At 32.9% G+C, this 25,153-nt stretch carries 28 protein-coding genes and 2 pseudogenes; 25 read left to right on the top strand and 5 right to left on the bottom strand.

Annotated elements, in window-relative coordinates; all coding sequences use genetic code 11:
* Positions 1 to 29: 29 nt before the first annotated feature.
* The 9 genes and pseudogenes from ACFEL1_RS04805 to ACFEL1_RS08385 form a co-directional block, all read left to right on the top strand.
* Entirely contained in the window at positions 30 to 230 is a 201-nt protein-coding gene (locus tag ACFEL1_RS04805) for a type II toxin-antitoxin system RelE/ParE family toxin (RefSeq protein ID WP_341762793.1), read from the top strand.
* An 85-nt stretch (positions 231 to 315) separates the two neighbouring features.
* Positions 316 to 576, top strand: coding sequence for a HigA family addiction module antitoxin (locus ACFEL1_RS04800; RefSeq protein ID WP_341762794.1), 261 nt, complete (start codon positions 316 to 318; stop codon positions 574 to 576).
* 135 nt (positions 577 to 711) lie between these two features.
* Complete coding sequence (locus ACFEL1_RS04795) at positions 712 to 1,092, top strand: hypothetical protein (RefSeq protein WP_341762580.1); 381 nt, start codon at positions 712 to 714, stop codon at positions 1,090 to 1,092.
* 47 nt (positions 1,093 to 1,139) lie between these two features.
* On the top strand, positions 1,140 to 1,283 hold the full coding sequence (locus tag ACFEL1_RS04790; protein ID WP_342279106.1) for a hypothetical protein: 144 nt from the start codon (positions 1,140 to 1,142) through the stop codon (positions 1,281 to 1,283).
* A 258-nt stretch (positions 1,284 to 1,541) separates the two neighbouring features.
* Positions 1,542 to 4,502: pseudogene (locus ACFEL1_RS04785) on the top strand (acyl-[ACP]--phospholipid O-acyltransferase); the annotation flags it as partial.
* A gap of 913 nt (positions 4,503 to 5,415) precedes the next feature.
* On the top strand, positions 5,416 to 6,219 hold the full coding sequence (locus ACFEL1_RS04775; protein ID WP_375330682.1) for a DsbA family protein: 804 nt from the start codon (positions 5,416 to 5,418) through the stop codon (positions 6,217 to 6,219).
* 350 nt (positions 6,220 to 6,569) lie between these two features.
* A complete protein-coding gene (locus ACFEL1_RS04770) occupies positions 6,570 to 6,884 on the top strand; it encodes a hypothetical protein (RefSeq protein ID WP_375330681.1) in 315 nt (104 codons plus the stop codon).
* A complete protein-coding gene (locus ACFEL1_RS04765; protein ID WP_375330680.1) occupies positions 6,874 to 7,071 on the top strand; it encodes a hypothetical protein in 198 nt (65 codons plus the stop codon). The genes ACFEL1_RS04770 and ACFEL1_RS04765 overlap by 11 nt, the downstream gene beginning before the upstream one ends.
* Before the next feature lie 12 nt (positions 7,072 to 7,083).
* Positions 7,084 to 7,173: pseudogene (locus ACFEL1_RS08385) on the top strand (type II toxin-antitoxin system YafQ family toxin); the annotation flags it as partial.
* A 93-nt stretch (positions 7,174 to 7,266) separates the two neighbouring features.
* Here ACFEL1_RS08385 and ACFEL1_RS04755 read toward each other — a convergent pair.
* The 3 genes from ACFEL1_RS04755 to ACFEL1_RS04745 form a co-directional block, all read right to left on the bottom strand.
* Positions 7,267 to 7,971, bottom strand: coding sequence for a TIGR02281 family clan AA aspartic protease (locus ACFEL1_RS04755; protein ID WP_341761744.1), 705 nt, complete (start codon positions 7,969 to 7,971; stop codon positions 7,267 to 7,269).
* Complete coding sequence (locus ACFEL1_RS04750; protein WP_375330679.1) at positions 7,968 to 8,690, bottom strand: amino acid ABC transporter ATP-binding protein; 723 nt, start codon at positions 8,688 to 8,690, stop codon at positions 7,968 to 7,970. The genes ACFEL1_RS04755 and ACFEL1_RS04750 overlap by 4 nt, the downstream gene beginning before the upstream one ends.
* 93 nt (positions 8,691 to 8,783) lie before the next feature.
* Positions 8,784 to 9,488, bottom strand: a complete 705-nt coding sequence (locus ACFEL1_RS04745; protein ID WP_375331547.1) for an MBL fold metallo-hydrolase — start codon at positions 9,486 to 9,488, stop codon at positions 8,784 to 8,786.
* Positions 9,489 to 9,560: 72 nt separating this feature from the next.
* Here ACFEL1_RS04745 and ACFEL1_RS04740 point away from each other — a divergent pair, with 72 nt between their 5' ends.
* The 6 genes from ACFEL1_RS04740 to ACFEL1_RS04715 all read left to right on the top strand — a co-directional run bounded on the left by ACFEL1_RS04740 (position 9,561) and on the right by ACFEL1_RS04715 (position 15,343).
* Positions 9,561 to 10,232 (top strand): phosphatase PAP2 family protein, encoded by a 672-nt coding sequence (locus ACFEL1_RS04740; RefSeq protein ID WP_342279110.1) that lies wholly within the window; start codon positions 9,561 to 9,563, stop codon positions 10,230 to 10,232.
* A 98-nt stretch (positions 10,233 to 10,330) separates the two neighbouring features.
* Positions 10,331 to 10,504: a zinc-finger domain-containing protein gene (locus ACFEL1_RS04735; RefSeq protein ID WP_341748418.1), complete on the top strand. Its 174-nt coding sequence runs from the start codon at positions 10,331 to 10,333 to the stop codon at positions 10,502 to 10,504.
* On the top strand, positions 10,479 to 12,632 hold the full coding sequence (gene mutL / locus ACFEL1_RS04730; RefSeq protein ID WP_375330678.1) for a DNA mismatch repair endonuclease MutL: 2,154 nt from the start codon (positions 10,479 to 10,481) through the stop codon (positions 12,630 to 12,632). Before ACFEL1_RS04735 ends, mutL begins: the two co-directional genes overlap by 26 nt.
* Before the next feature lie 354 nt (positions 12,633 to 12,986).
* Entirely contained in the window at positions 12,987 to 14,231 is a 1,245-nt protein-coding gene (hemA, locus tag ACFEL1_RS04725) for a 5-aminolevulinate synthase (RefSeq protein ID WP_375330677.1), read from the top strand.
* 325 nt (positions 14,232 to 14,556) lie between these two features.
* Positions 14,557 to 15,027, top strand: a complete 471-nt coding sequence (locus ACFEL1_RS04720) for a nucleotidyltransferase substrate binding protein (RefSeq protein WP_342279113.1) — start codon at positions 14,557 to 14,559, stop codon at positions 15,025 to 15,027.
* Positions 15,008 to 15,343 (top strand): nucleotidyltransferase family protein, encoded by a 336-nt coding sequence (locus ACFEL1_RS04715; RefSeq protein WP_375330676.1) that lies wholly within the window; start codon positions 15,008 to 15,010, stop codon positions 15,341 to 15,343. Before ACFEL1_RS04720 ends, ACFEL1_RS04715 begins: the two co-directional genes overlap by 20 nt.
* Here ACFEL1_RS04715 and ACFEL1_RS04710 read toward each other — a convergent pair.
* Together ACFEL1_RS04710 and ACFEL1_RS04705 are read right to left on the bottom strand one after the other, a co-directional pair.
* Entirely contained in the window at positions 15,315 to 15,479 is a 165-nt protein-coding gene (locus ACFEL1_RS04710) for a palindromic element RPE1 domain-containing protein (RefSeq protein WP_341761753.1), read from the bottom strand. The two genes, ACFEL1_RS04715 and ACFEL1_RS04710, sit on opposite strands and share 29 nt — an antisense overlap.
* A gap of 152 nt (positions 15,480 to 15,631) precedes the next feature.
* On the bottom strand, positions 15,632 to 15,793 hold the full coding sequence (locus ACFEL1_RS04705; protein ID WP_342279115.1) for a palindromic element RPE1 domain-containing protein: 162 nt from the start codon (positions 15,791 to 15,793) through the stop codon (positions 15,632 to 15,634).
* 12 nt (positions 15,794 to 15,805) lie between these two features.
* Here ACFEL1_RS04705 and hemW point away from each other — a divergent pair, with 12 nt between their 5' ends.
* From hemW to nuoH, 10 genes are all read left to right on the top strand, one after another.
* On the top strand, positions 15,806 to 17,002 hold the full coding sequence (hemW, locus tag ACFEL1_RS04700) for a radical SAM family heme chaperone HemW (RefSeq protein ID WP_375330675.1): 1,197 nt from the start codon (positions 15,806 to 15,808) through the stop codon (positions 17,000 to 17,002).
* 271 nt (positions 17,003 to 17,273) lie between these two features.
* Positions 17,274 to 17,555, top strand: coding sequence for an AtpZ/AtpI family protein (locus ACFEL1_RS04695; protein WP_342279117.1), 282 nt, complete (start codon positions 17,274 to 17,276; stop codon positions 17,553 to 17,555).
* Positions 17,555 to 18,283, top strand: coding sequence for a F0F1 ATP synthase subunit A (locus ACFEL1_RS04690; RefSeq protein WP_375330674.1), 729 nt, complete (start codon positions 17,555 to 17,557; stop codon positions 18,281 to 18,283). Before ACFEL1_RS04695 ends, ACFEL1_RS04690 begins: the two co-directional genes overlap by 1 nt.
* A 90-nt stretch (positions 18,284 to 18,373) precedes the next feature.
* Positions 18,374 to 18,598, top strand: a complete 225-nt coding sequence (locus ACFEL1_RS04685; protein WP_341748043.1) for a F0F1 ATP synthase subunit C — start codon at positions 18,374 to 18,376, stop codon at positions 18,596 to 18,598.
* Positions 18,599 to 18,604: 6 nt separating this feature from the next.
* Positions 18,605 to 19,084, top strand: a complete 480-nt coding sequence (locus tag ACFEL1_RS04680) for an ATP F0F1 synthase subunit B' (RefSeq protein ID WP_342279118.1) — start codon at positions 18,605 to 18,607, stop codon at positions 19,082 to 19,084.
* Entirely contained in the window at positions 19,084 to 19,575 is a 492-nt protein-coding gene (locus ACFEL1_RS04675; protein ID WP_375330673.1) for an ATP F0F1 synthase subunit B, read from the top strand. Before ACFEL1_RS04680 ends, ACFEL1_RS04675 begins: the two co-directional genes overlap by 1 nt.
* Positions 19,576 to 19,881: 306 nt before the next feature.
* Positions 19,882 to 21,207, top strand: coding sequence for an MFS transporter (locus ACFEL1_RS04670; RefSeq protein WP_341761579.1), 1,326 nt, complete (start codon positions 19,882 to 19,884; stop codon positions 21,205 to 21,207).
* A gap of 244 nt (positions 21,208 to 21,451) precedes the next feature.
* Positions 21,452 to 21,802, top strand: a complete 351-nt coding sequence (locus ACFEL1_RS04665) for a TrbC/VirB2 family protein (RefSeq protein WP_341761580.1) — start codon at positions 21,452 to 21,454, stop codon at positions 21,800 to 21,802.
* 199 nt (positions 21,803 to 22,001) lie between these two features.
* Positions 22,002 to 24,062 carry an NADH-quinone oxidoreductase subunit NuoG gene (gene nuoG, locus ACFEL1_RS04660; RefSeq protein ID WP_375330672.1) on the top strand — a complete coding sequence of 687 codons (2,061 nt, stop codon included), beginning with the start codon at positions 22,002 to 22,004 and terminating at the stop codon, positions 24,060 to 24,062.
* Entirely contained in the window at positions 24,059 to 25,090 is a 1,032-nt protein-coding gene (nuoH, locus tag ACFEL1_RS04655; RefSeq protein ID WP_342279121.1) for an NADH-quinone oxidoreductase subunit NuoH, read from the top strand. The genes nuoG and nuoH overlap by 4 nt, the downstream gene beginning before the upstream one ends.
* Positions 25,091 to 25,153 lie beyond the last annotated feature (63 nt).

The following is a 25,153-nucleotide window of genomic DNA, read 5'->3' as shown; positions in this document are numbered from 1 at the left end:
AAATATAATTTTATGTTAGTCAGGGAATGATGGCGAAAAGTTTTAAGTGTAAAAAGACAAATATACTATTTGAAGAATATAAGTATGATAAGAAATTCTTTGAAATATCCCAAAAAGCTCTTATTAAGCTTGCAATGATTGATGCAGCAAATATCTTAGACGATTTGATTATACCCACTGCAAATAGATTAGAGAAATTGCAAGGTGACAAGGCTAATAAATATAAATGATAAATGGAGAATATGCTTTGCTTGGAACAATGGTGATGCTTACGAAGTAGAAATAATTGATTATCATAAATAAAATGTAACTTACATGCATAAGATTAATCCTATACATTCTGGGGAAATACTTAAGACTGAATTCTTAGAACCTTTCGGTATTGCAGCTTATAGATTAGCTAAAGATATTGAAGTACCCATTAATAGAATAACAGATATCCTCAATAAACAAAGAAATATTAGCACTGAAACCGCTCTATTACTAGCAAAATATTTTGGTTTATCAGATAGTTTTTGGATTAGAGTGCAAGCAAGATATGATGAGGCAATAACTAATACCATTTCTCAAAACTAAATTGCTACTCGGAGTACGAGTGTCGAGTATCGGAGCGTACAACTAATCACACTACTGGACAAAAGAGATGGGGTGGTTGCAAGAGCTAGTAAATAGAGTATTTTAGATTGAACACAAAAAAATCTGTGGTACTCTATGTTACTAGCCGAATTACTATATAATCATTTTGAGATGAAAGATTCAAGACTAAATACGTTCAAGAGATGGGATATCGAAGCTGCCTTTAAAGGGTGCAAAAGTAATGGTTTTAGAATGGAAGATACGCATATAAAGAGTAAAGTGCGATTAGAGAATTTTATAAAATGTTTATTTATAGCATATGCAATGGCAATAAAAATAGGAGCAATTGGAGAGCAAGAGCAACCGATAAAAATGAAGAAAACGCTAGGATGTAGGAGTTATTCTGTACTACAGTTAGGTATAAGATCAATTAAACAAGCTTATAGTCGTTCTAAGCAATTTTTTGATTCCTTAATCATAAAATTGTTTAAGTTACACTTTGTGCAACCAACTTAACCTTTTTGTCCAGTAGTGTGACAACTAATACGTGAGGAGCGGAGATTATGAAGTACGACGACGTGATGATTAGTTTTCAGAAATGGTATAAGGAGAGAATATTTGACCACCTTGCTTCTATTCATCCTTTAGCTGCCATGGGGAAAAGACATAATGTTAATAATAATAAAGATTCAGATTATTTGACATAAAGTAACACTCGATAATCAAGTTTTTTAAAATTGTTAAAAAAATTATATTTTGCAGAGGAAAAAACCTATACTTTAGTGCTGTTAATACTACTTATAAAATAAATTTTATAACCTTATTAACCTAAGAGTTTCAGTATTATAAAAACTAACACAAAAATTTGCCTTGCAATAAGCCAATTGTTATGACTTAGAAAAAACTTGATTATCGAGTAACAAATTACATACTATACCGCAACTAAATATGTCTTTGGAGAAAACATGCAATCAAATCGGTTATATTTATTTAGAGATACGCGTTTTTTGCCTATCTTCATAGTACAATGTTGTGGTTGTCTAAATGACAGTCTACTAAAAAATGCGTTAATTATATTAATTACCTATAAACTATCTAGTCAATTGGTAGAATCAACCCAATTGCTTGTGCTAGCGGCTAATACCGTTTTTGTATTACCTTTTGTAATATTTGCAAGTATTGCAGGGCAAGTGGCTGATAGGTACGAGCGATCAACTTTAGTTAAAATCATTAAATTATTTGAACTATCCATAGTGCTTTTTGCTACTTATGGATTTTTTGATAATAGTTTAGTAATACTTTTTTTATCTATATTTCTTATGGGTATACATTCGACATTTTTTGGACCAATCAAGTATAGTGTTCTACCAGACCATTTATACCGAAATGAGTTATTGGGAGCTAATGGATTCGTTGAGGCAGGAACATTTATTTCTATTTTAGTTGGTACTATTATTGGAGGATACTACACCATAAGTGGCAATTTAATAATCACTATTCTGATAATAATTGCTATAGTTGGCGTTATTGCTAGTTATTTTATGCCAAAATCGAATAACTCTAACTGTGAAATTAAAATAAATTTAAATTTATTTCGTGAAAGTATAGAAATGATTAAATATGCCCAAGCTAAAAAGCAAGTATATTTGGCAATTCTCGGTATATCTTGGTTTTGGTTTATCAGTGCAGCAATACTTGCTCAAATTCCATCTCTTGCTAAAAATACTTTTGGAGCAGATGAAAATGTTGCTAATTTATTCCTTGAAACATTTTCAATTGGAGTAGGGGTTGGCTCTTTTTGGTGTAGTAAGATTTTTGGCAATGAGATTACCACGAAATATGTTTTTGTCTCAGCGATTGGTATCAGTATATTTGGTATTGATTTATTTTTTGCCAGTCGAATTAGTGCAGTGCATTATGAACCGGAACAATTAAAGAGTATATTTGTCTTTTTATCTAAAAAGCATAATTGGCGGATTATTATAGACTTATTTTTTATATCTGCCATTGCGGGGTTATATATTGTTCCACTTTTTGCAGTATTACAATATTTTAGCTCCTCAGCTCATCGCAGTAGAATAATTGCTATAAATAATTTTGTTAATGCTTTATTTATGGCTGGGTCTACTGTAATACTTTCTTTATTATTCTATTGGGAATATTCGATACCATCCGTTATACTATTTATTAGCCTGCTTAACATAGTGGTAGCTTATTATATTTATCAATTAATTCCTGAAGTAAAAATAGTACCTTTTGCTGTTAACCGAGCTATTTTAAAATTTCTTTTTGATTGTATGTACAGAGTGGAAGTTAAAGGCATTGAAAATTTTTATAAAGCTGGCAAAAGATCAGTAATTATAGCTAATCATATTTCATATATTGATCCTGCCTTACTTGCAACTTATCTACCTGAAGAAATGACTTTTGCCATTAATACAACTATAGCTAAAGCATTGTGGGTAAGACCATTTCTAAAAATGGCAAAAACACTGCCGGTTGATCCCACTAATGCAATGGCTATAAAAACTTTGATTAGAGAGGTGCAAAAAGATAAAAAAATTGCTATATTTCCCGAAGGAAGAATAAGTATTACTGGTTCCTTAATGAAGATATATGAAGGACCTAGCATGATTGCTGAGAAATCTGATGCGACAATTCTACCTGTAAGAATAGATGGTACACAATTTACTCATTTTTCCAAACTTAAAAATATACTAAAAACACGGATATTTCCTAAGATTACTATCACTATTCTACCACCAGTAAAATTTCCTTCTAAGCCAAATATAGATAATAGGGAAAAGCGTAAATATATAGGTCAGGCTCTTTATGATATCATGGCTGATATGATGTTTGAAAGCTCTGATTATCAAAATACTATATTTCAGTCTCTAATTGAGACAGCAAAAGCTTACGGTTTTAACAAAAAAATAATACAAGATATTGATGATAAATCTGTTACCTATCGCCAATTAATATTGGGATCTTTTACTTTAGCAAATTTAATAAAACAGGATACGGAAGTGGCTGACTATGTAGGTCTTATGCTACCTAATATGGTTGAAACTATGGTTACTTTTTATGCTATGCAAGCCTGCTGCCGTCGACCAGTTATGATTGACTATATGAGTGAGGTGAGCAATATAGTGGCTTCATGTAAAACAACGTCAGTTAAAATGGTATATACTTCAAAACAGTTTGTTGAAAAAGCTGGATTACAGGAAGTGGTGGCAAAAATCTTAGCAGACAATATAAAAATTATTTACCTTGAAGATTTAACACAAAGAATTGGTTTATATTTAAAAATTAAGGCTATTATTGCCAGCTTCTTCCCACAAAGTTATTACAACAACATATGTAGCAGTTATGATGATAATGATCCATCAGTTGTAGTATTTACTTCGGGTATTTCAGCAACAGCTAAAGCTGTAGTATTATCACATAGGAACTTGCAGGCTAATAGATGCCAACTTCTAGCTAAGGTACATTTTAGTCCTGATGATTTTGCCTTTATGGCTTTACCGCTTTTTCACTGTTTTGGTTTATCTGGAACAATAATGATGACACTCAATGCTATACCAGTGTTTCTTTACTCGTCTTCTCTGCATTATAGGAGTATTCCTGAGGTAATATACGATATCGGAGCGACAATTATGTTTGGTACGGATATATTTTTGTATGGTTATGCTGTCTATGCTCATCCTTACGATTTTTATTCTATAAGATACGTATTTGCCAGTAGTGAGAAACTGAGAAAAGACACAAGGGAATTATGGCTTGATAAGTTTGGTATAAGAATTTTTGAAGGATATGGTACGTCAGAAACATCTCCAATAATATCTTGTAATACCCCAATGCATTATCGTGCTGGAAGTGTAGGGCGTTTGATGCCTAAAATAGAATATTATATTAGACCAATTCACAATAGACCTCTTGCAGAATTTGCTTCTGCTGAGGAATTTAAAGAAACCACGGAACTTCGAACCGTAGCGTACTCAAATGTATTTGAAGAGCAGAGTACCGGGAGCACGAATAAATTACCAGCAGAAGTAGAGTTTCAAAAGAGATCTAATAGGTCTATTGGAATAGAGGGGATAGGACAACTATTCATCAAAGGACCAAATATTATGCTTGGCTATATGCACTCTAATAATCCTGGAATTATCCACCCTACATCATCAGAGGAGTTGGGTTTGGGATGGTATGATACTGGAGATATAGTAAAAATTGATGAAGATGGATATCTTACCTTATTAGGTCATATTCAGCAATTTGTTACAATAGAAGAAGTAATGTCACTGATATTAATAGAGGATTTAGCTAATATGATCGATGTTGATAGTAAGCATGTTGCTATTTGCCCTGATGATGATAATAAAGACAAACAGATTTTTCTATTGACCACAAGTCAGACCATAAATAGTGAAAAATTCATAGAAATAATGCATAAAAATTCAATAGACTCAAACCAAAAGAATATACCAGTTATTATCCCTGTTAAAGAAATACCAATTCTACCAATAGGTAAAGTAAATTATCGGCAAATAACTAAAATGCTTGAAAATTATAGAAAAGTAACTAAAATGCTGAAATAAGGTACATGAGTGTCATATATGGACGCCAATATAGTAGACTTCCTGCATAATTCTACTTTTGCTGGTAATTTGTGCGTCGATCCGGTACTCGAATCCTCACGTACATTTGAGTACGCTGCGGGTCGAGGTTCCGTGTCTCCTACAAATTCCTCAGCAAAAGCGAATTCTGCAGGAAGTCTACTATATAACTTGGACTAATAAACCATTTATAACAAACTAATCTATTTAATAGAAAAATATTATGCATAATGTTGTTGGTAAAGTATTATTAATTATTGTTGTTGTTCTTCTAGCATTATTTGCTTATAAAACTATGAAGACTCCTAGTGCTTCTACTACGGTTTCGATTAACACTCTTGATCAGCAAGTGTTAGACAAAAAAGAAGAAGTGGAAAAAACTGAACAAATTATAAAAGAATATTTGTTAAATAATCCCGAAATAATCATTCAGGCAATAGAAGGTCTTCAGCAGCGTAAAATGCAAGAAATGGAAATAAAAACTGGCGAATATATAAAAGATAATAAATCTGAAATAGAAGATTCTCTTACATCTCCTGTACTTGGTAACCCGAATGGAGATGTAGTCATCGCTACTTTTTATGATTATAACTGTAGTTATTGTAGAAAAGGTCATAACTTTATTAACCAGTTAATCAAATTAGATACGGGGGTTAAAGTCGTTTTAAAACCATTCCCGATTCTTGGTGATGCATCTAATTATGCTGCAACTATTGCTTTAGCTGTTTATAAAACCACTCCGAGTAAGTTTCAAGATATTCATGATGGTTTAATGGACTTAAAATCTATTACCAAAGAATCTGTAGAAAAATTGTTACTAGTAAATGATCTAAATCCTGAAGTAATTGCGGAAGAAATCAATAAAGATGAAATAAAAAATCTCATCGACAAAAATGTTAAGTTAGCAAAGGGTTTAAAAATACAGGGAGTACCTGCTTATATTATTAATGGTAAATTAATAGCAGGAATGGTAGATATAGACCAATTGCAGACGATAGTTGCTGATATACGAAGTCAAAATAAGTAGTTTCGCTGTTATCCGAGCTACGGTGCATGGAGACTTTGCCTAAAAATACCAATGTAAGTAATGGTACTACAAGACCAAAAACGATATCGACAACGCAATTCTTCAAAGTAGCACCAAACAAAATGCTACACATTATGTAAAAACAAACTATTAGAAGCAGTTTGTTAGAAGAAGCTGACACTTGATATAGTGCTATCAAGTTCATAATGGAAGAAGCAAAAATGCTCGAAAATCAATATGTTAGATAGTTATTTCTTAGAAACCGTTTGGCAGTTCATATTTAGGTTGATAACAGCATAATATAAAGTTATAATGTTCATTACAACATTCACACAAATTAAAGAAAATTTATGTCTAGATTAAGCTTAGATGTTTCGGATGAATTCCACCTTAAGCTAAAGATGCTTACCACTTGGAAGGGCATTAGTATAAAGGATTTTGTAATACAAACATTAAACAAACAAATTGAATTAGAGTATAAGCCTTATGTATCCAAAAATGTATTGAATGATGAAACAATACAAACTATAGAAGAATCACATCAAGGTATTAATTTAAACTCTTATGATTCGAAGGAAGAATTTTTTAGACATATTGATAGATTACAAGAGGAAGTAGAACAAGAGGTAGCCAAAGAGAATAAGAAGGCAAATAGTGACCTTTAGAATACTTTCTACCAATAAGTTTGACAAAGAATTTAAGTTAATGCTCAAACGGGGTAAAGATAGAAAAAAATTAGATAAGTTTATTGATTTAATAGAGAAAGGGCTTAATCAAGATGTTGAATATCATCTATTGTTGCCAAATAAATACCGTTTGCATAAGTTATCTAACAATTATTCAGCCCTTTGAGAATGTCATTTAGAGCCTGATTGGCTATTAGTTTTTGAGTTAAATAATAAAACCTTAATATTAGAAAATACAGGTAGTCATAGCGATTTATTTAAGAGCTAATACTTAATACCAAACGATCAAGTTCATAATGGAAGAAGCAAAAATGCTTGAAAATCAATATGTTAGCTAGTTGTTTCCTAGAAGAGTATACACCTAATAACTCAAAATCAACATATCTCGATCTATTCTGAAACCTTTAAAACGCTCTAATAACGACATACCGAGTAACGATACGTCAAGACCGCCAGTACCTATGTGAGCTTCAACATTTCTAAAAAAAGCTCCTCTACCAATCTCAACACTATTTAATCTCACGGGAGCAGCCCTACTCGTACCATTAGCTGTAGAGTAAGTTCTAGTGTAATTTAGTTTTGATAAGTCAAATCCTAGCATTTTAGCATCACTAATAGTAAGAGCAACATCACTTGCTCCGGTATCAATCATAAATTTAATTTTTATTCCGTTTACCACGGCGTTAACGTAGAAATGCCCATCGTTACTACGACTAATTACTAATTCTCCTTGTTTATTGACCCAATTATATGATGGTATTAGTACGGATATGACTCTTTGAGCGGCGTAATTTAACTCAAACTTGAAAGCATAACCAGTAATTATAATTAAGAAAATTCCACCCCAAGTTAATAATTGAATAGAGAGTATCCTTATACCTTTTTGACTAAAGGAATTATAAACTATACTGATAATCACCAAAATCATTATAAAACAAGTTATACTTTTTTGGTTATCCCAAGAAAAAGCAGCAAATTGTGCAGCTACTAGTTTACGTACACAGAAAGTAATGACAATACTAATGCAGAGAATAATTATTAACTTTATAAGACTTTTATTACTCACATTAAATCACCTATATTCTCTAAAAATAATCTTGCTCTATGAGATTTGGGTTTTTTAAAAAACTCTACTGCCGGCTGATCAGCTAAAACTTGTCCGTGATCCATAAAAATTATCCTATCGGCTATGGCTTTGGCAAATTTAATATGATGAGTAACTACAATCATGGTTATTTGACTTTTAAATAAAGATATAATTTCAATAATATCTTTAATATTTTCAGGATCTAAAGCTGAAGTAGGCTCGTCAAATAACATTATTTCTGGATTCATCATCAAGGCTCGGCAAATCGCCACTCTTTGTTTTTGTCCCCCAGATAAATTGACAGGAAAGGCGGTAATTCTTTGTCTTAAACCAAATTGTTCTAATAATTTCTCTGCCTTAGCAATGACAGCCATTTGCTTCATTCCTAAAATATTAACAGGAGCATATATTAAATTATCTTGGACATTTAAGTGCGGAAAAAGATTAAACGCTTGAAAAACCATGCCAATTTTAAGACAAAGCTTCCTTTTATTTTTTTGCGTCAATTTTTTGTCATCGATTAACACATGCCCACTGGTAGGAACTTCTAAAGCATTGATAATTCGCAATAAAGTAGATTTACCACTACCAGAAGAACCTATAATCGCTATAGTTTCTTTTTTCTTGAACTCAAGACTAATATCTTTAACAGCATAGGTTTTGCCATAGTTTCTTGAAACCTTATCGAGTATTATCATATACTCCTAATAATTTGAAAAGTTGATAGACCTACGTGAATTCGGGATAAGAATTAACTAATTTTTATCCCGAATTAGGGTAACTCAGGTTTGTTAAACTATAAATTTGTAACCATCATATAGAGGTTTTATATTACTTGGCAATATTTTTGATATCTCATGGTAATCAATAAAATGATTCATATTCGTTAATAATATTTGTTGGGGTTTATATTCATCGTTCCATTGTAAAATTTTATCTAATCCTGCATGGCAATCATTAGATTCATACGCCATACAGTCTAATATCCAAACATTGATATTTTTTAAGAATGGCTTAGATTCTGCCGGAAAAGCTAGCACATCACTAGAATATACAAAATCATCCATTCTAATACCTAAACTATCTATAGAACCATGATGTTGTCTGAAGAATTGTACATCTATGGTATTAATTTTAAATTTTGCAAAAAAATCTACCGGTCTTGCAATCAGTTTGTCCGGAGCAAATAAATGTTGGTGACGATTCTCAGTTTTCAATGCTGTGCTACTGTCAGAAAAAATTTCTAGTGGTGTCTTTTGGAAAAATGGAAATATACGTAAATCATCAATACCGTTAACATGATCTGCATGATAATGGGTTAATATAGCACCGTCCAATTTTTTAATCTTTTCTCGCATTAGTTGATTTTTGATGTCAAAACCAAAATCAACAAGAATTTGACTATTACCATCATCGATGTATATTGATGATCTAGTTCTTTTATTGTAACTTGAAGTAGAAGTGCATATATTGCAATCACAATTAATTATCGGCATACCAAGTGATGAGCCACATCCTAGCACTGTTATTTGTAGCATATACTAAACCAAACAAAATTGAAATTGAAAATGTTTGAACTTTTATATAATTTCCATGGTCTTAATCAAGAGATATTCTTGTGGATCAATAGAATTACTAACCATTTTAGCATAATAGCTTATATTCTACAAATTATCTCTTATTGTTTTAATATTACCAACTTTGCTATCGTTTATTTTATATATTGTGGATATTTCTATATCCAGTTAAAAAAGATTCAAGATTTTAATCAGCGTCAGATCAAATTTTGGTCTATATATAATAAAATGGTAATGATTGGTATAATTTATGCTATATTTGGTTGTACTTATGCTCTATTTAAGTTTTCAGTTAATATACCTAGACCATTTTGCTCATTGCCTCTTAATAGTTTTGTAACAATTGCTAATGTTGAAGTTGAAAGATGTTTATCCAGCTTTCCAAGCAGTCACTTCGGATTAGCATTAATGGTATCCTACTGTATTTGGCCATATATAACAATGGGGCAAAAAATTATAGCCTTTTTGATTGTTTTATTAGTGGCAGTCTCACGTATTACTCTTGCTATGCATTACCCAGCTGATATTATTTATAGTTTCTTTATCACCATAGTGATTATAATAGTTAGTAAAATGATTTTTAAAATTTTTACCAACAATTTAATAAAATGGTTTGGTGAAAGGATTCTTTCTCTATTATATCATTATTTTCTAGACCACTAATATAATTAATGATTTTTATTTTGAATAAATTTCACTTATGTTTTATAGTAGTAAGATACTAAAAAAACTCTTATTATAGCTTCAAATTTATGCAAAATATGGAAATTATTGAGACTATCTCTACATCCGTATCATGTTTTGGCAAAGAACCACCTTTTGATCATCCGAGAATTTATTTGGAGATTGATTCAACCAAAGGATCTATTGTGTGTCCTTATTGTAGTAAAACATTTGTGTTAGTAAGTAATGAAGATAAAACTCCTGTCAGATAGTACTATAAACCGCATCGCTGCTGGGGAAGTAATTGAACGACCAGCTTCGGTGGTAAAAGAACTAGTTGAGAATGCTATTGATGCAGCTAGCACTAAGATAGATATAAGCTTACAGCAAGCAGGGAAAAATCTTATTATTATTTCTGATGACGGAATAGGCATGTCTGAGGAAGATCTAAAAATTGCCGTAGAACGTCATACTACTTCTAAACTTGATGAGTCAGATTTACAAAATATTCACACTTTTGGCTTTCGCGGAGAGGCATTACCTTCAATATGTTCTGTAAGTAAGATGTTGATTACTTCAAAGGCACGTGGGGCTGATAGGGCTTATCATATACAATCTAGTGGTGGGCATAATAAAGAGATTAAACCTACCATTCATAACGAGGGTACTAAGATTGAAATACGTGATTTATTCTTTGCCACCCCTGCAAGACTAAAGTTCTTAAGATCTGATAAAACTGAATTGGCAGCTTCGGTTGATGTAATCAAGAAAATTGCATTAGCTCATCCTAAAATCAGTATTAATTTATCTCATGATGGCAAAAATATCATAAAAGTAAAAGGTCAAGATGGAAATTTTGATGATCTGTTAAAGCAAAGAATAATTGATATATTGGGTTATGATTTTATTGAAAATTCTGTCCATATTAATCTACAAAGACCAGAAATATCAGTATATGGCTTTACCAGCCTTCCTACCTTTAATAGAGCTTCTGCTGAGGATCAGTTTTTATTTGTTAATAATAGACCCGTTAAGGATAAATTACTACAAATCGCTCTAAGACTAGCTTATCAGGATTATTTAGCTCGGGATAGACATCCAGTTTCAGTTTTGTTTCTACAGATAGATCCCCACATGGTTGACGTTAATGTACATCCTGCCAAAACAGAAGTAAGGTTTCATGATCCAAGTACCATACGGGGATTACTGATAAGCTCTATCAAAGATGCCCTTGCTACTAGAAGTCATATGGTGTCAACAAATATTGCCACAACTGCCTTAGGTCTTTTTCGAAATACTACTACTAATAATAATTTTGTTAAAACAAATAAGGCATTTCAAAAGAACCCTACCTCTTCTTCTAACAAAGTATACTCAAATGATTTGGAGAATTGGAACGTAAAACAAGGGGTGAGCGAACGGAGCGTACATGAAGTACGTGAGTACGCGAATACCCCGCAGTTTTGCGAAACCAATTCTTCAAAGCAGAAGAGTATATATCCAAATAGTTTGAGTATATCTGATAATATCAGTACTTATAAGTCTCAAAATTTAACCATTCCTAGGCACAATGATAGTTCTAATGTTCAGCAACAATTAATAAAGACAGACCCACATGCTAAAGTAGAAGTGTTAGAGGATGATATCCTAGACCTAGATTGTAATAATAAACCTCTTGCAAAATTCACTTCTACTAGGGAATCTGCAGGAGGATTGAAACCTCACCCTTCAAGCAGTACGGCAAATTCCGTTACGGATTCGAGTCTAGCACCATTGCCTAAATTACCAGCAGAAGTAGAGTTATGCAAAAAGTCTAATGTTGCACTCGGAGCAGCAAAAGCTCAAATGCACGGCACTTATATAATATCACAAACAGCAGATAGTATTATTATCGTAGATCAACATGCAGCACATGAGCGTTTGGGATACGAGAAAATTAAGCAAATGATAAGTAACAATGGCTTAATTAAGCAAAGATTACTCATGCCTGAGATAGTAGAATTACCGGATGTCAAAAGAGCTGATTTATTGTATAATAAAAAGGATGATCTTTCTAAATTAGGTTTAAGCCTAGAAAAATTTGGCGAGCGGTCCATCATTGTATCAGAGACTCCAAGCTTACTTGGAAATACCGATATAAACCAGCTTACCCAAGACTTGGCAGATAATTTATCTGATCTTGGTGAAAATATTTCCTTGATTCAATTGATTGAACATGTTACAGAAACCTATGCATGTCATTATGCTATCAGAGCAGGTCGTAAATTATCTTCTGAAGAAATGAATGAATTATTAAGACAAATGGAAAAAACCCCATTTTCTGGTCAGTGTAATCATGGTAGACCAACTTACATCGAACTCAAACTCAAAGATATTGAGCGATTATTTGGACGTAGGTAACCTGAGGTTACGCGAATTCGTGATAAGAATTTGTCAATTCTTATCCCAAATTCGCGTAGGTTAGGTAACTTGAATTCGGTGTAACAAGTTACATCGAATTCAGTATTATATATAGAAACAATCAGGTTTGAAGCGGCTGCCCACCTGATTGTTAAAATATAATACTCCATTCAATATGTGATTTTAATAATTAAAATCACATATTGAATGATGAAAAAAGTTAAAATGCACCCGCGTCAGCCGCTTCAAGAGTGCATTTTTCCTTATAGCAAAGCAAGTATCGATATAAGAATTAATAATTCTTATATCGAACTGAGGTTAGGTAGGTTTTAAACTGTATAAAAAAATAATGTAATGTCTAACTATAATAATATATTCGATCACCATATAACTAGAATTAAACAAGAAGGAAGATATCGTGAATTTGTTCCTGTTCAAAGACAGGCAAATAACTTTCCATCTGCTTGGTATGGTAATAAAGAAATTGTAATGTGGTGTATTAATGATTATCTTGGTATGAGTAAGCATCCAGATGTTACCAAAGCTGCGTTAGATGCTATATCCAAATATGGAATTGGTTCTGGTGGTACAAGAAATATAGGTGGCAATAATAGCAGCATAATAGAATTAGAGAAGGAACTAGCAATCCTACATAATAAAGAATTAGCTCTAGTTTTCACTTCCGGTTATGTTGCCAATGATACTAGCCTTGCAACACTGGCAAAAATAATGCCTAATATAGTTTTTTTCTCAGATGAGTTAAATCACGCTTCTATTATTTCTGGTATCTGTAATTCAAAAGCTGAAAAACATATTTATCGGCACATTGATGTTCAGCATCTTGAAGAATTACTCAAAACAGTGGATATTAATAGACCAAAAATTATTGTTTTTGAATCAGCTTATTCTATGGACGGATTATTTTCACCAATAGAAAAAATAGTGAATTTAGCTAAAAAATATAATGCTTTAACCTTTATTGATGAAGTACATACAGTTGGTCTGTACGGCAAACATGGTGCTGGCGTTGCCGATCTTCAGGGTTGTGCTGATAAAATTGATATGATTCAAGGAACGCTTGGTAAGGCTTATGGCACTATTGGTGGTTATGTTGTAGCCAATCGTCAAATTATCGATTCTATAAGGCTTACTGCACTAGGTTTTATATTCACCACCTCTCTACCTCCAGTTATTGCTTCAGCAGCAACTGCCAGTATTCGTCATTTAAAAAATTCTAATATGGAGAGGGAAACTTACCAAAAGGTAATAGCCAAGGTAAAAAAATCTTTTGATAAAGCTAAAGTAAATTATTTAAAAAATGATAGTCATATTATACCAATAATTATTGGTGATCCAATTAAAGCCAAACAAGCCTCTGAAATGTTGTTGGATAAATATAATATTTATGTTCAGCATATTAACTTCCCAACAGTACCACGTGGCACAGAACGTTTAAGAATCATCCCAACACCTAACCATACCGACCAAATGATTCATGACCTCACCACAGCCCTTGTTGAAATTCTTAGTACCCTCGATATATCACCATCAATCAATTCTTACTCTATAATAAAATTACCTTTACACCCTGCAGCGTAGCATAATTGCAATCAGTAGTTAATGTACATAGTAGCATTAACTACCAAAGATGCCATCACTATGTCATCAACTATGATTTTAATAGCAGGTGTAGCAATAATAATTCTTCTTACTAATACATTTTCTTCAATCGATTTCTAGGTTGTGTGAACATTTCTATCTAATGGTCAATTTCGTCGTTATTTTCGTTCTCGAATCCTCACGTACATTTAGTACGCTGCGGTTCTGCGAGCGAAAATGCCTATAAATTTACTCATTACATAGAAATGTTCACACAACCTAAAGAAAATAATGTATAATGAAAATTATTAAGAAATGAACTAACATGACCACATTTACTAGTATAAAGACTCCTCGCTGGCTATATCGTTTTGATACTTTTAAACGTGCTTTTGCTCTGCTACGTGAGGCTATGTACATAATGCGAGAACGCAAGATAAGTCAGTTAGAGATGGAAGGAGTAGTACAGCGTTTTGAATATACGTGGGAATTGACATGGAACGTACTTAAAGACTATCTAGAATATAAGGGGGTGATACTATCAACCATTACCCCAGCTACCGTACTTAAGGCAGCTATTGCCGCTAATTTAATTAAGAATGGTGAAGTATGGATGAATGCTTTAGATTCCCGTAATAAGATGTCACATACCTACGATTTCAAACAGTTTGAACAGATTATTATAAATATTGAAAAGGATTATTATCCTGAATTGGAGATCATGTATTTTAAGATGTATTTGGTGATGCTGAAATTTACAGAAGAAGAGATGGTAGATGAAAGTAAATATATCTAATCATGGATTAAGTAAGGAACAGTTAAACATACTGCGTAATATTTTGTTGCCCTTCTCAAAACAAATTGAGAGTGTTGGTTTGTTTGGTTCGCGTGCTACTGGTTCTTATCGTCCTAATTCTGATATTGATATAGTTATTTATGGTTCGCTTGATGAAAAAACCCTTGATCGTATATTTACTTTACTTAATGACAGTAACTTACCGGTTAAAGTAGATGTACAATCTTATGATCTGATCACCTATCCACCTCTCAAAGAACATATCGATGCTAACATGCTACTATTGTTTACGCATGACCAATTTGAAGAGATCTAATAGACCTCTTTTGAAACTCTACTTCTGCTGGTGATTTGTACGTGATACCGGTACTCTGCTCCTCACGTACATTAGAGTACGCTGCGGGTCGAGGTTCCGCGTCTCCTTCACACCCTTGCGCATAAGCGAGTTTCAAAAGAGGTCTAATAAAGGGGTTGGAAGTAGTGATATAGTCAATTCAGGAGGATTGGGTAGCAGGAGCGATGGAGCGACGCCTATATGTAATAGGCGAGCGAACGAAGACGACGCTACCGACTTCTCATCAATTGACTATAGTAAAAGATGAGCTTAAGTAATAGACTTCTTTCGAAACTCTACTTCTGCTGGTGATTTGTACGTCGATGCGGTACTCGAATCCTCACGTACATTAGAGTACGCTGCGGTTCTGCGTTCCGCGTCTCCTTCAAATCCCTCAGCATAAGCGAGTTTCGAAAGAAGTCTAATGTTCAAATAAGCATAAACATGAAAAATCCTTTATCGATATATATACACTGGCCGTTTTGCTTGTCAAAATGTCCATATTGTGATTTTAATTCTCATGTTGTAGATAAAGTAGATCATGATACATGGTTGAAATGTTATGAACTAGAGCTTGATCATTTGAAGGATATTATAGGTCATAAATATATAAAATCTATTTTCTTTGGAGGTGGAACTCCATCTTTAATGAAGCCATTTGTTGTTGAAGGAATAATTAAAAAAATAGCAAATTTAGCAATAATAGATGAGCAAACAGAAATTACTTTAGAAGCAAATCCCACTTCATTTGAGACTGAAAAATTTAGGGACTTTAGATCAGCTGGAATAAACCGCGTGTCAATTGGCGTCCAGTCTCTAGTGGAAGATGACTTAAAGAGTTTAGGACGACAACATGATGTAGGGCAAGCAATCAAAGCTATTGAAACAGCTCGCCATCTTTTCCCTAGAATATCTTTTGACCTAATTTATGCAAGAAGTAACCAAACTCTAGAAAGTTGGCAAGATGAACTTACCAATGCCATGAAACTTGCCTCAGGTCATATCTCACTGTATCAACTGGTAATCGAAAAGGGCACGTTATTTTATAAATTGTTTAACGAGGGAAATCTGACTATACCAAACTCAGATCAAGCAGCTGACCATTATGAGTGGACTAACTGCTATTTAAAGTCTCAAGGATATCTTAGATATGAAATATCAAATTATGCTATATTAGGTCATGAATGTAAGCATAACTTGACATATTGGCAATATGACAATTATTTAGGTATAGGTCCGGGTAGCCACAGCAGAGTTAACATGTGTGATAGTAATTTTACATCTAATCTCTATAGTATCATGATGTGGCATAAACCAGAAAAATGGTTACAAGCTGTAGATAGTTTAGGATGTGGTATTCAGCAGATTAATAAACTTTCTATGCAAGAAATAATTGAAGAAATGTTGATGATGGGACTACGTCTTGAAAAGGGTATAACTATTGATAGTATACAGAAAAGAACTGGTAAACAATTATTTGAGATTTTAGATATGGGAAAGGCAACATACTATAAAGAGCTAGGTTTACTTAGGTGGGATGAGGGATTAGGTGATAAAGGTCATATTAATCTTACAAACAAAGGTCTAATGTTACATAGCTATATAGTACCAAGGTTATTTAAAACCTCAGTTTTGGATTAAAATTTTTAATTTTAATCCAAAACTGGCTAGAATAATTTAAGTTCTTCAGAAAAATGCATTCTTGAATCGATTCTACGAATGCATTTTAATCTATTATCGCTAATAATCTTATTTTTATACCAATAAAAATAAGATTATTAGCAAATGAAATATTTAACAATCAGGCGTGATAGCCGCTTTAAGCCTGATTGTTTATTTTCTCATTCCAATTTCGGATTAATGAAATTAATCCGAAATTGAGGTTTAAATAGACTTCTTTGTATTAATGTATATGTTGGAACAAAAAGAGTTAGATAAGATACAGAAAAGGATTAAGACACTTAAAGCAAATAATCAAACAAATAATCATTTTCACCCTAAACTTAATCCAAAAAAAGAAATTGATGCGTTGGCTATAGCGTTAGATTTGTTTTCTAGTGTGATGCTGGGGTTTATTGTTGGTTTTACATTAGATAAATTGTTTAATTCTAAACCATTTTGTATTATAATATTTTTGTTGATAGGTATGCTTGCAGGTTTTAAAATAATTTGGCAAAAACTAAATAAGAAATAATGTCCCATAGTCCCTTAGATCAATTTGCAATAAAGAAACTAGTAGAAATTAATTTATTTGGTTTCGATATTAGTTTTACTAACTCTAGTTTGTTTATGTTACTTGCTGGAGTTGTAAGCCTCTCCTATTTTTATTTAGCCTTAAAAGGTAAAAAAATTATACCATCTAGATTACAGCTTAGTGCTGAAATAATTTATGATATAATTACAGTGATGCTCAATCAAAATGTTGGAGAAAAGGGGCGTAAGTTTATACCGTTCATTTTCACTTTGTTTATGTTTATTTTGTTATGTAACTTGCTCGGCATGCTTCCTTACGGATTCACTGTTACTAGCCATATTATAGTAACATTTGCCTTAGCAATTATGATATTTTTTATGGTTACAATTATCGGTTTTATTAATCACGGTATACATTTTTTATCAATATTTTTGCCTAAAGGTACGCCATCTTGGCTAGCTCCGCTTATGATTTTGATAGAATTATTTGCCTATCTAGCAAAACCTATAAGCTTATCTTTAAGGTTAGCTGCTAATATGGTAGCAGGACATATATTACTAAAGGTGATGGCAGGATTTATAGTTTCATTAATGATTTTCTTTAAATTTTTGCCAATTCCACTAATTGTGATCCTTATTGGATTTGAAATTTTTATAGCAATACTTCAAGCTTATATATTTACAATTCTTTCTTGTGTATACTTGAATGATGCTGTAAATTCACATTAGGTTTTGCGAAGGCTTCATTTTTATGGTCTTATAGATAAAAATGAAGTCATACGCAAGAACCTAGAATTTTTTATATTTAGGAGCTTATATATGGACGGAACATCTCTAAAATTTATTGGTGTAGGATTAATGGCTATTGGTATGTCAGGTGCTGCTATTGGCGTAGGTAGTATATTCAGTGCATTGCTGTCTTCAATTGCCCGTAACCCTTCAGCTACTGATCAATTACAAAGAATGGCATTCATTGGAGCTGGACTTACGGAAGCTATGGGCTTATTCTCGTTCGTAATTGCAATTTTATTAATATTTTCTTAAATAACTATGCCTCAATTTGATGTTACCTTTTATTGTTCACAAATCTTTTGGCTGGGGGTTGTTTTTAGTACCTTATACCTTCTAGTTCATAAGTTCATTGCACCACTAACTGAAAAGATTCTTGAGAACAGGCAAGCTTATATAGATAGCAATATTGCTAGTGCAGAAAGTCTTGGGGAAAAAGCTGATAGCTTGCACAAGCAATATACAAGTACGCTAGCAGAGATATCAAATATAGTGGAAAATATTAAAAAAGAAGCTAGGGATGCAATGGAAGCATCTCTGCTATCAAAAAAAATTCAACTCCATAATGAGTTGAAAGCACAAATTGCCAATAATCGTCATGATATAGAAACAACTAATAAATTATTTTGGATTGATGAAAATGACTCATGCATCGATTTAGCAAAATTGTTAATTCAAAAAATTACTAATCAAGAAGTTGATTTAGAATTACTAAAAGAATCTTACAAAAAGATAAAATAATGCAATTGTTTGACGAAAAATTTTGGCTAGCCATCTGTTTCCTAATTTTTGTGTATTTAGTCTATAGACCGATAAAAAATATAATTTTAAAATCGTTAGATGACAAAATTACAGCTATCAAAGACCAAGTCTTAGAAGCCCAAAAACTTAACAAAGATATGACGTTGTTATTTGAAAATGCTGCAGTCCAAATACAACAGATTGAAGTTTTAAGAGAAAAAATGATCAAAGATGGCAAAGAAACTGCCAATAATATAATTAAGCAGCAAAACGAAGAATTTGATAAGTTTCTAGAAAGCAAAAAACTTGAGACTATAGATTTAATGAATAGGCAAAAGCTAGAAGCTTCTCAAATGCTACAATCTGAGTTTTGTGATAAAATGCTAGAATTAGTAGCTATATATATGCAATCTACAAAAAACGATTCCATATCAGATAGTGAGATAGCTAAGAGACTCATGGAAAATCCAGTATCTAAAAAATTTATATAATGTACCTAAATTCGATGTAAGACATCTGTTTAATAGTCCATCCTTGCCTTCGAATGTCACACCTGTGCGTAGGCAGAGGTCTAAAAAATAGCATAAAAGGTATGTTATATGGTTTTATATCCCAGCTTTCGTTTGGATGACATAATGGCGAGTAGGAGTGACATAATGACAAAGGTGCCCCCTAATGGCGATGATTACTTAAGCCTACTATTAATTTATTACATTGATACTTGAGGTTAAGTAGACTCCAATTCTTTAAAGTAGCAGAATATATAAGCTCATTTTAACATTAAAGGAGAAAAATAAATGATAAAGTATCCGCATGAACAGAGAAGTCTAACTAGAGAACAGAAAGAAGCAGTGGGCTTACTTTCAATTGGTACATTTTTAGAATATTTTGACTTGATGTTATATGTTCATATGGCAGCATTTCTTAATGAGTTGTTTTTTGAACCTGCTGATTCTCACTTCACTTCTTTAATGATGTCTTTTGCCTTTTGTACTACCTTTGTTTTTCGGCCGGTTGGTGCCTTAATATTTGGTTGGTTGGGTGATAATATAGGACGCAAATCTACTGTTATAATTACAACTTTTATGATGGCTGTATCATGTTTTGTCATGGCTAATCTTCCTACCTATGCTCAAATAGGAGTAGCTGCTACTTGGATAATAACAATTTGCCGTATTGTTCAAGGCATGACATCTATGGGGGAGATAGTAGGGGCAGGACTTTATTTAACCGAAACAATTAACCCACCAATCCAGTATGTAAGTGTGACATTGGTAGGTCTATCTGCTGTCTTAGGAAGTATGGGTGCTTTAGGAATTGCCTCACTTGTTACTTCCTATGGTTTTAACTGGCGTCTAGCATTTTGGATAGGTGCAATAGTGGCATTGATTGGTTTTGCTGCTAAAACAACATTGCGGGAAACACCTGAATTTGCTAATGCAAAACTTATACTAAAAAAGAAATATGAGAAAGCTAATATTGATATAAAAGCATTATATAATGATCCAGTCGTTAATGAAAAAATTAATAAAAAAACAATAATAGCGTTCCTTTTATTAGAATGTTCTACACCGGTATGTTTTTATTTTATCTATCTGCATTGTGGTACTATTCTCAAGACTGATTTTGGTTATACATCAATTGAGGTTATTCATCATAATTTTATTGTCTCTGTATTAGAGTTCTTAATCTTATCAATATTATCTTATGTAAGTTACAGAGTATATCCATTATTAACCGCAAAAATTATACTTATTATATATTCTATTGTTATTTTATTTTGTCCATATTGGCTAAATAATCTTCATTTTCCGTTTGAGCTATTTCTCATTCAGATAGTCATTATTTTATTTAAGTACTGTCATACCTCTGCTGCTCCAATTTTTTATAAAAGCTTTCCTATATTTAAACGTTTTACCTGTGTTAGCGTGATATTTTCTGTATCTCGTGCTTTGATGTACGTTATTACTTCTTTTGGTTTCATTTATATTATTGACTATTTTGGCAATTGGGGGATATTGATTATTATGATTCCTACAATTATAGCTTTTGCCTACGGGCTATTGCATTTTGAGAAGTTAGAAAAAGACTCTGGAAGTTACCCACAAAAGAGAACTACATAGTGTAACCTCAATTTAATGTAAGACATCGGTTTAAAATCATAGTTGATGACATCCGAAAGTGCAGAGATAACATCGGGAGTATTAATTAAACTTGCAAAAATTGTGACTAAAACACCACGTAAACCTTTCTTTTCCAGCAATTATCCAATTAGATTACGATCACCCTATATTAATCCTTGAACTGTAAAAATGTACAGTATAGAATCATCCACATGTCTAAAATAATTCGTTAACGAGGTAAAATATGAATATTTGTAGGTCCTATTCTGAACAGTTTGATAGTGGTTTTGTGTGGCGTTTGCTGTTTATCCTTTGTAGCATTGCTCTAATTACTACAGCATCGGATGCTTTTGCTTCTACTGATCCAGTAGGTGATGTGTTGTGTAAGATGATCAAAACATTTCGTGGTAATACAGCTCGTGGTATAGCAATTATTGGTATAGTTGTTCTAGGGATTCAAACTCTTAGAGGTCAATTAAAATGGGAAGTTGCATTGGTTATTGTGACTGGTGTTATAATATTGTTTAAGGCTCCCGAAATTATAAACATGGTAGCTAGTACTGCTGATGCTACTACAGCATGTACGGGAACTTAAGTCGTCTCTTAGCTTCATCTTAGTGCGGAGATCTAAAAAATAGCCTCAAAAGTTATGATATACAGATCTCTGCTTTCATAGGGATAGCATCTTTTTTGTTAGTTAATTTTGCAAAATTCTTGTAAAATTGGAAAATTTAGATTAGTGAGTAACATATAATGTGGTATAATTTCGACGTAATATAAAACTACATTATATAATGATAAAACTTACTATAGATGGTACTGAAGTTGAAGTAGAGGAAGGCACAACCGTATTTCGTGCCTGCAGTAAGCTTGGTATAGAAATCCCACATTTCTGTTTTCATGAACGTTTAAAGATTGCCGGTAACTGCCGTATGTGCTTGGTGGAGATGGAAAAATCTCCCAAGCCCATTGCTTCTTGTGCTATGCCTGCCTCCTCAGGTATGGTTATCCACACTAATACCATAGGTGTTAAAAAGGCTCGTGAAGGAGTGATGGAATTTCTATTGATTAATCACCCCCTAGATTGTCCTATTTGTGATCAAGGAGGTGAGTGTGATTTACAGGATCAAGCCTTTAAATATGGTAAAGCAAGTTCTAGATTTTTGGAGAATAAAAGAACGGTCAAAGATAAGTATATGGGACCTTTGATTAAGACCCATATGACTAGATGCATACAATGTACTAGATGTATAAGATTTGCCACTGATATTGCTGGAGTTGAGGAAATAGGAACTCTTTACAGGGGGGAGCATATGGAAGTAACCTCGTATCTTGAACGTAGTCTTGAATCGGAGTTATCAGGCAATATTATAGATATTTGCCCAGTCGGAGCATTAAATTCTAAGCCTTATTCTTTTAAAGCTCGTAGTTGGGAACTAACAAAGACTGAATCAATAGATGTATTGGATGCACAAGGTTGTAATATAAGGGTTGATAGTAGGGGATCTGAAGTAATGAGGATATTACCAAGGATTAATGACGATATCAACGAAGAATGGATATCAGATAAAGCAAGATTTGCTTATGATGGTTTGAAATATCAAAGGTTAGATTCTCCATATATCAGGAAAAACGGTAAATTAGTCGAAGCCTCTTGGAATGATGCTATTGCATTAGTAGCACAAAAATTAGAGTCTCTTGCTGGTGATCAAGTCGGTGATCAGATTGCAGCAATAGCTGGAACGCTAGTATGCACCGAATCAATGTTTTTATTGAAAACATTATTACAGAAACTTGGATGTAACAATTTTGACAGTAACCAGTTTAATTATAAAATAGACCAATCTAGTAGGGGGAACTATCTATTTAACACAACAATTTCTAGACTTAAAGAAGCTGATCTAGCTTTGTTAATTGGTGCAAATATTAGACAAGTAGCTCCTGTCCTGAATGCTCGTATTGGCATATTGCAAAGAGAGGGAAAGCTAAAAGTAGCTCGAATTGGCAATATTACTAACCAAACTTATTATATAAATGAATTAGGGGCTAGCCCTGACATAATTAAGGCAATAATATCAGAGGAACATCAGTTTGCTAAGGAATTAGAACATGCAAAAAATCCAGTTATAATTATTGGTGATGGTGTATATTCTCGGGATGATGGTTATGCTATTTTGGCACTCATTCACCAAATGGTTGATAAATATAAGATAGTTAGAGATGATTGGAATGGTTTTAATATATTGCATAATCATGCGTCAATGGTCGGTAGTTTAGATATAGGCTTTAGTCCTAAAAACGGTGGTAATGGAGTTTTTGAAATTTTACAAAAGGCAGAAAGGGGTGAGATTAAGTTTGTATATTTACTAGGCAGTGATGAAATTGATATGAACAAAATAAAATCATCTTTTGTAGTATATCAAGGACATCACGGTGATAATGGAGCAAATGTAGCAGATGTAATCTTTCCTGCTAGTAGCTATACAGAAAAAGATGCCACTTACGTAAATTTTGAAGGAAGACCTCAATATGGTAAAGCCGCAACTCATCCAGTAGGACAAGCAAAAGAAGATTGGGTTATTATAAAGAATTTAGCTAATAGTTTAGGGCTAAATCTTGGCATGAATAATTTAGATGAAATAAGAACTAGGTTGGCTGCAGAATTCCCGGTATTTGCCAATATTTCTGAGATAACGAGCTGTGATTTTATAAAATTTACCTCCCTCGATAATTTACTTAAATCTGATATAGTGACTAAACCTATAAATTACTATATGACAGACTCGATTAGTAGAGCATCTGTTACTATGGCAAAATGTGTAGAGTCAAAGCAAGAAAGGGACAAAGTTGCATGATATCGTTCTTTCAACAATATCTATTGCCGTTAATTATTGTGGCTTTGAAAGTTTTATCTATCACTATTCCTCTTTTGCTGTGCGTAGCTTACCTTACCTATGCTGAGCGAAGAGTAATAGGGCTAATGCAACTCCGAAAAGGTCCAAATGTAGTAGGACCTTTTGGGTTATTGCAACCAATTGCCGATGCAGTAAAACTATTATTTAAAGAAACAATTATACCAAACCAAGCTGATAAAATATTATTCACCCTAGCACCTATGATTACCCTCGTACTTAGTTTAATTGGTTGGGCGGTAATACCTTTTGATAAGAAACTTGTACTAGCCGACATAAATGTTGGTGTTTTGTATATTATGGCCATCTCATCGTTAGCTGTTTATGGTATAATCATAGCGGGCTGGGCAAGTAATTCGAAATATGCTTTCCTTGGGGCTGTTCGCTCGTCGGCTCAGATGATTTCATACGAAGTATCTATAGGGTTGGTGATTGTTACTGTACTTTTAACAACAGGTACTCTTAATCTTTCAGAAATCATAGAAAGACAAAGATTATTTCCTTGGTGGGTTGATTTGATGCTGTTACCTATGGCAGTAATATTCTTCATATCAGTACTTGTAGAAACGAATAGATTGCCTTTTGATTTATCAGAAGCTGAGTCTGAGCTAGTTGCTGGTTATAATGTTGAATATTCTTCCATGGGATTTGCATTATTTTTTCTTGGTGAGTACGCTAATATGATTTTAGCTAGCGGTATGACCACCACATTTTTCTTAGGTGGCTATTTGCCACCTTTTGGCATTAAAGTCTTAAATTTTGTGCCAGGTTTTATGTGGTTTGTACTAAAAACCGGGGTTTTATTATTTTGTTTTTTATGGATAAGAGCAACATTACCTAGATATCGTTACGACCAATTAATGCGTTTAGGTTGGAAAGTATTTTTACCTTTTACTTTATTTTGGGTGGTGTTAGTATCAAGCGTTCTAATGTTCACCAGTAATTTACCAAACCATACTCTTCTGCTTTAAAGTATATACTGCTCGTAAATGAAGAGTTGGTAGACGATAGAGTCAAAATCAACAAGTGCTAGG

The organism is Candidatus Tisiphia endosymbiont of Oplodontha viridula (assembly GCF_964264865.1).
In the GTDB taxonomy this organism is placed as follows: domain Bacteria; phylum Pseudomonadota; class Alphaproteobacteria; order Rickettsiales; family Rickettsiaceae; genus Tisiphia.
Note: the sequence above shows the minus strand (reverse complement) of the source record. Positions and strands in the feature narration are given on the sequence as shown.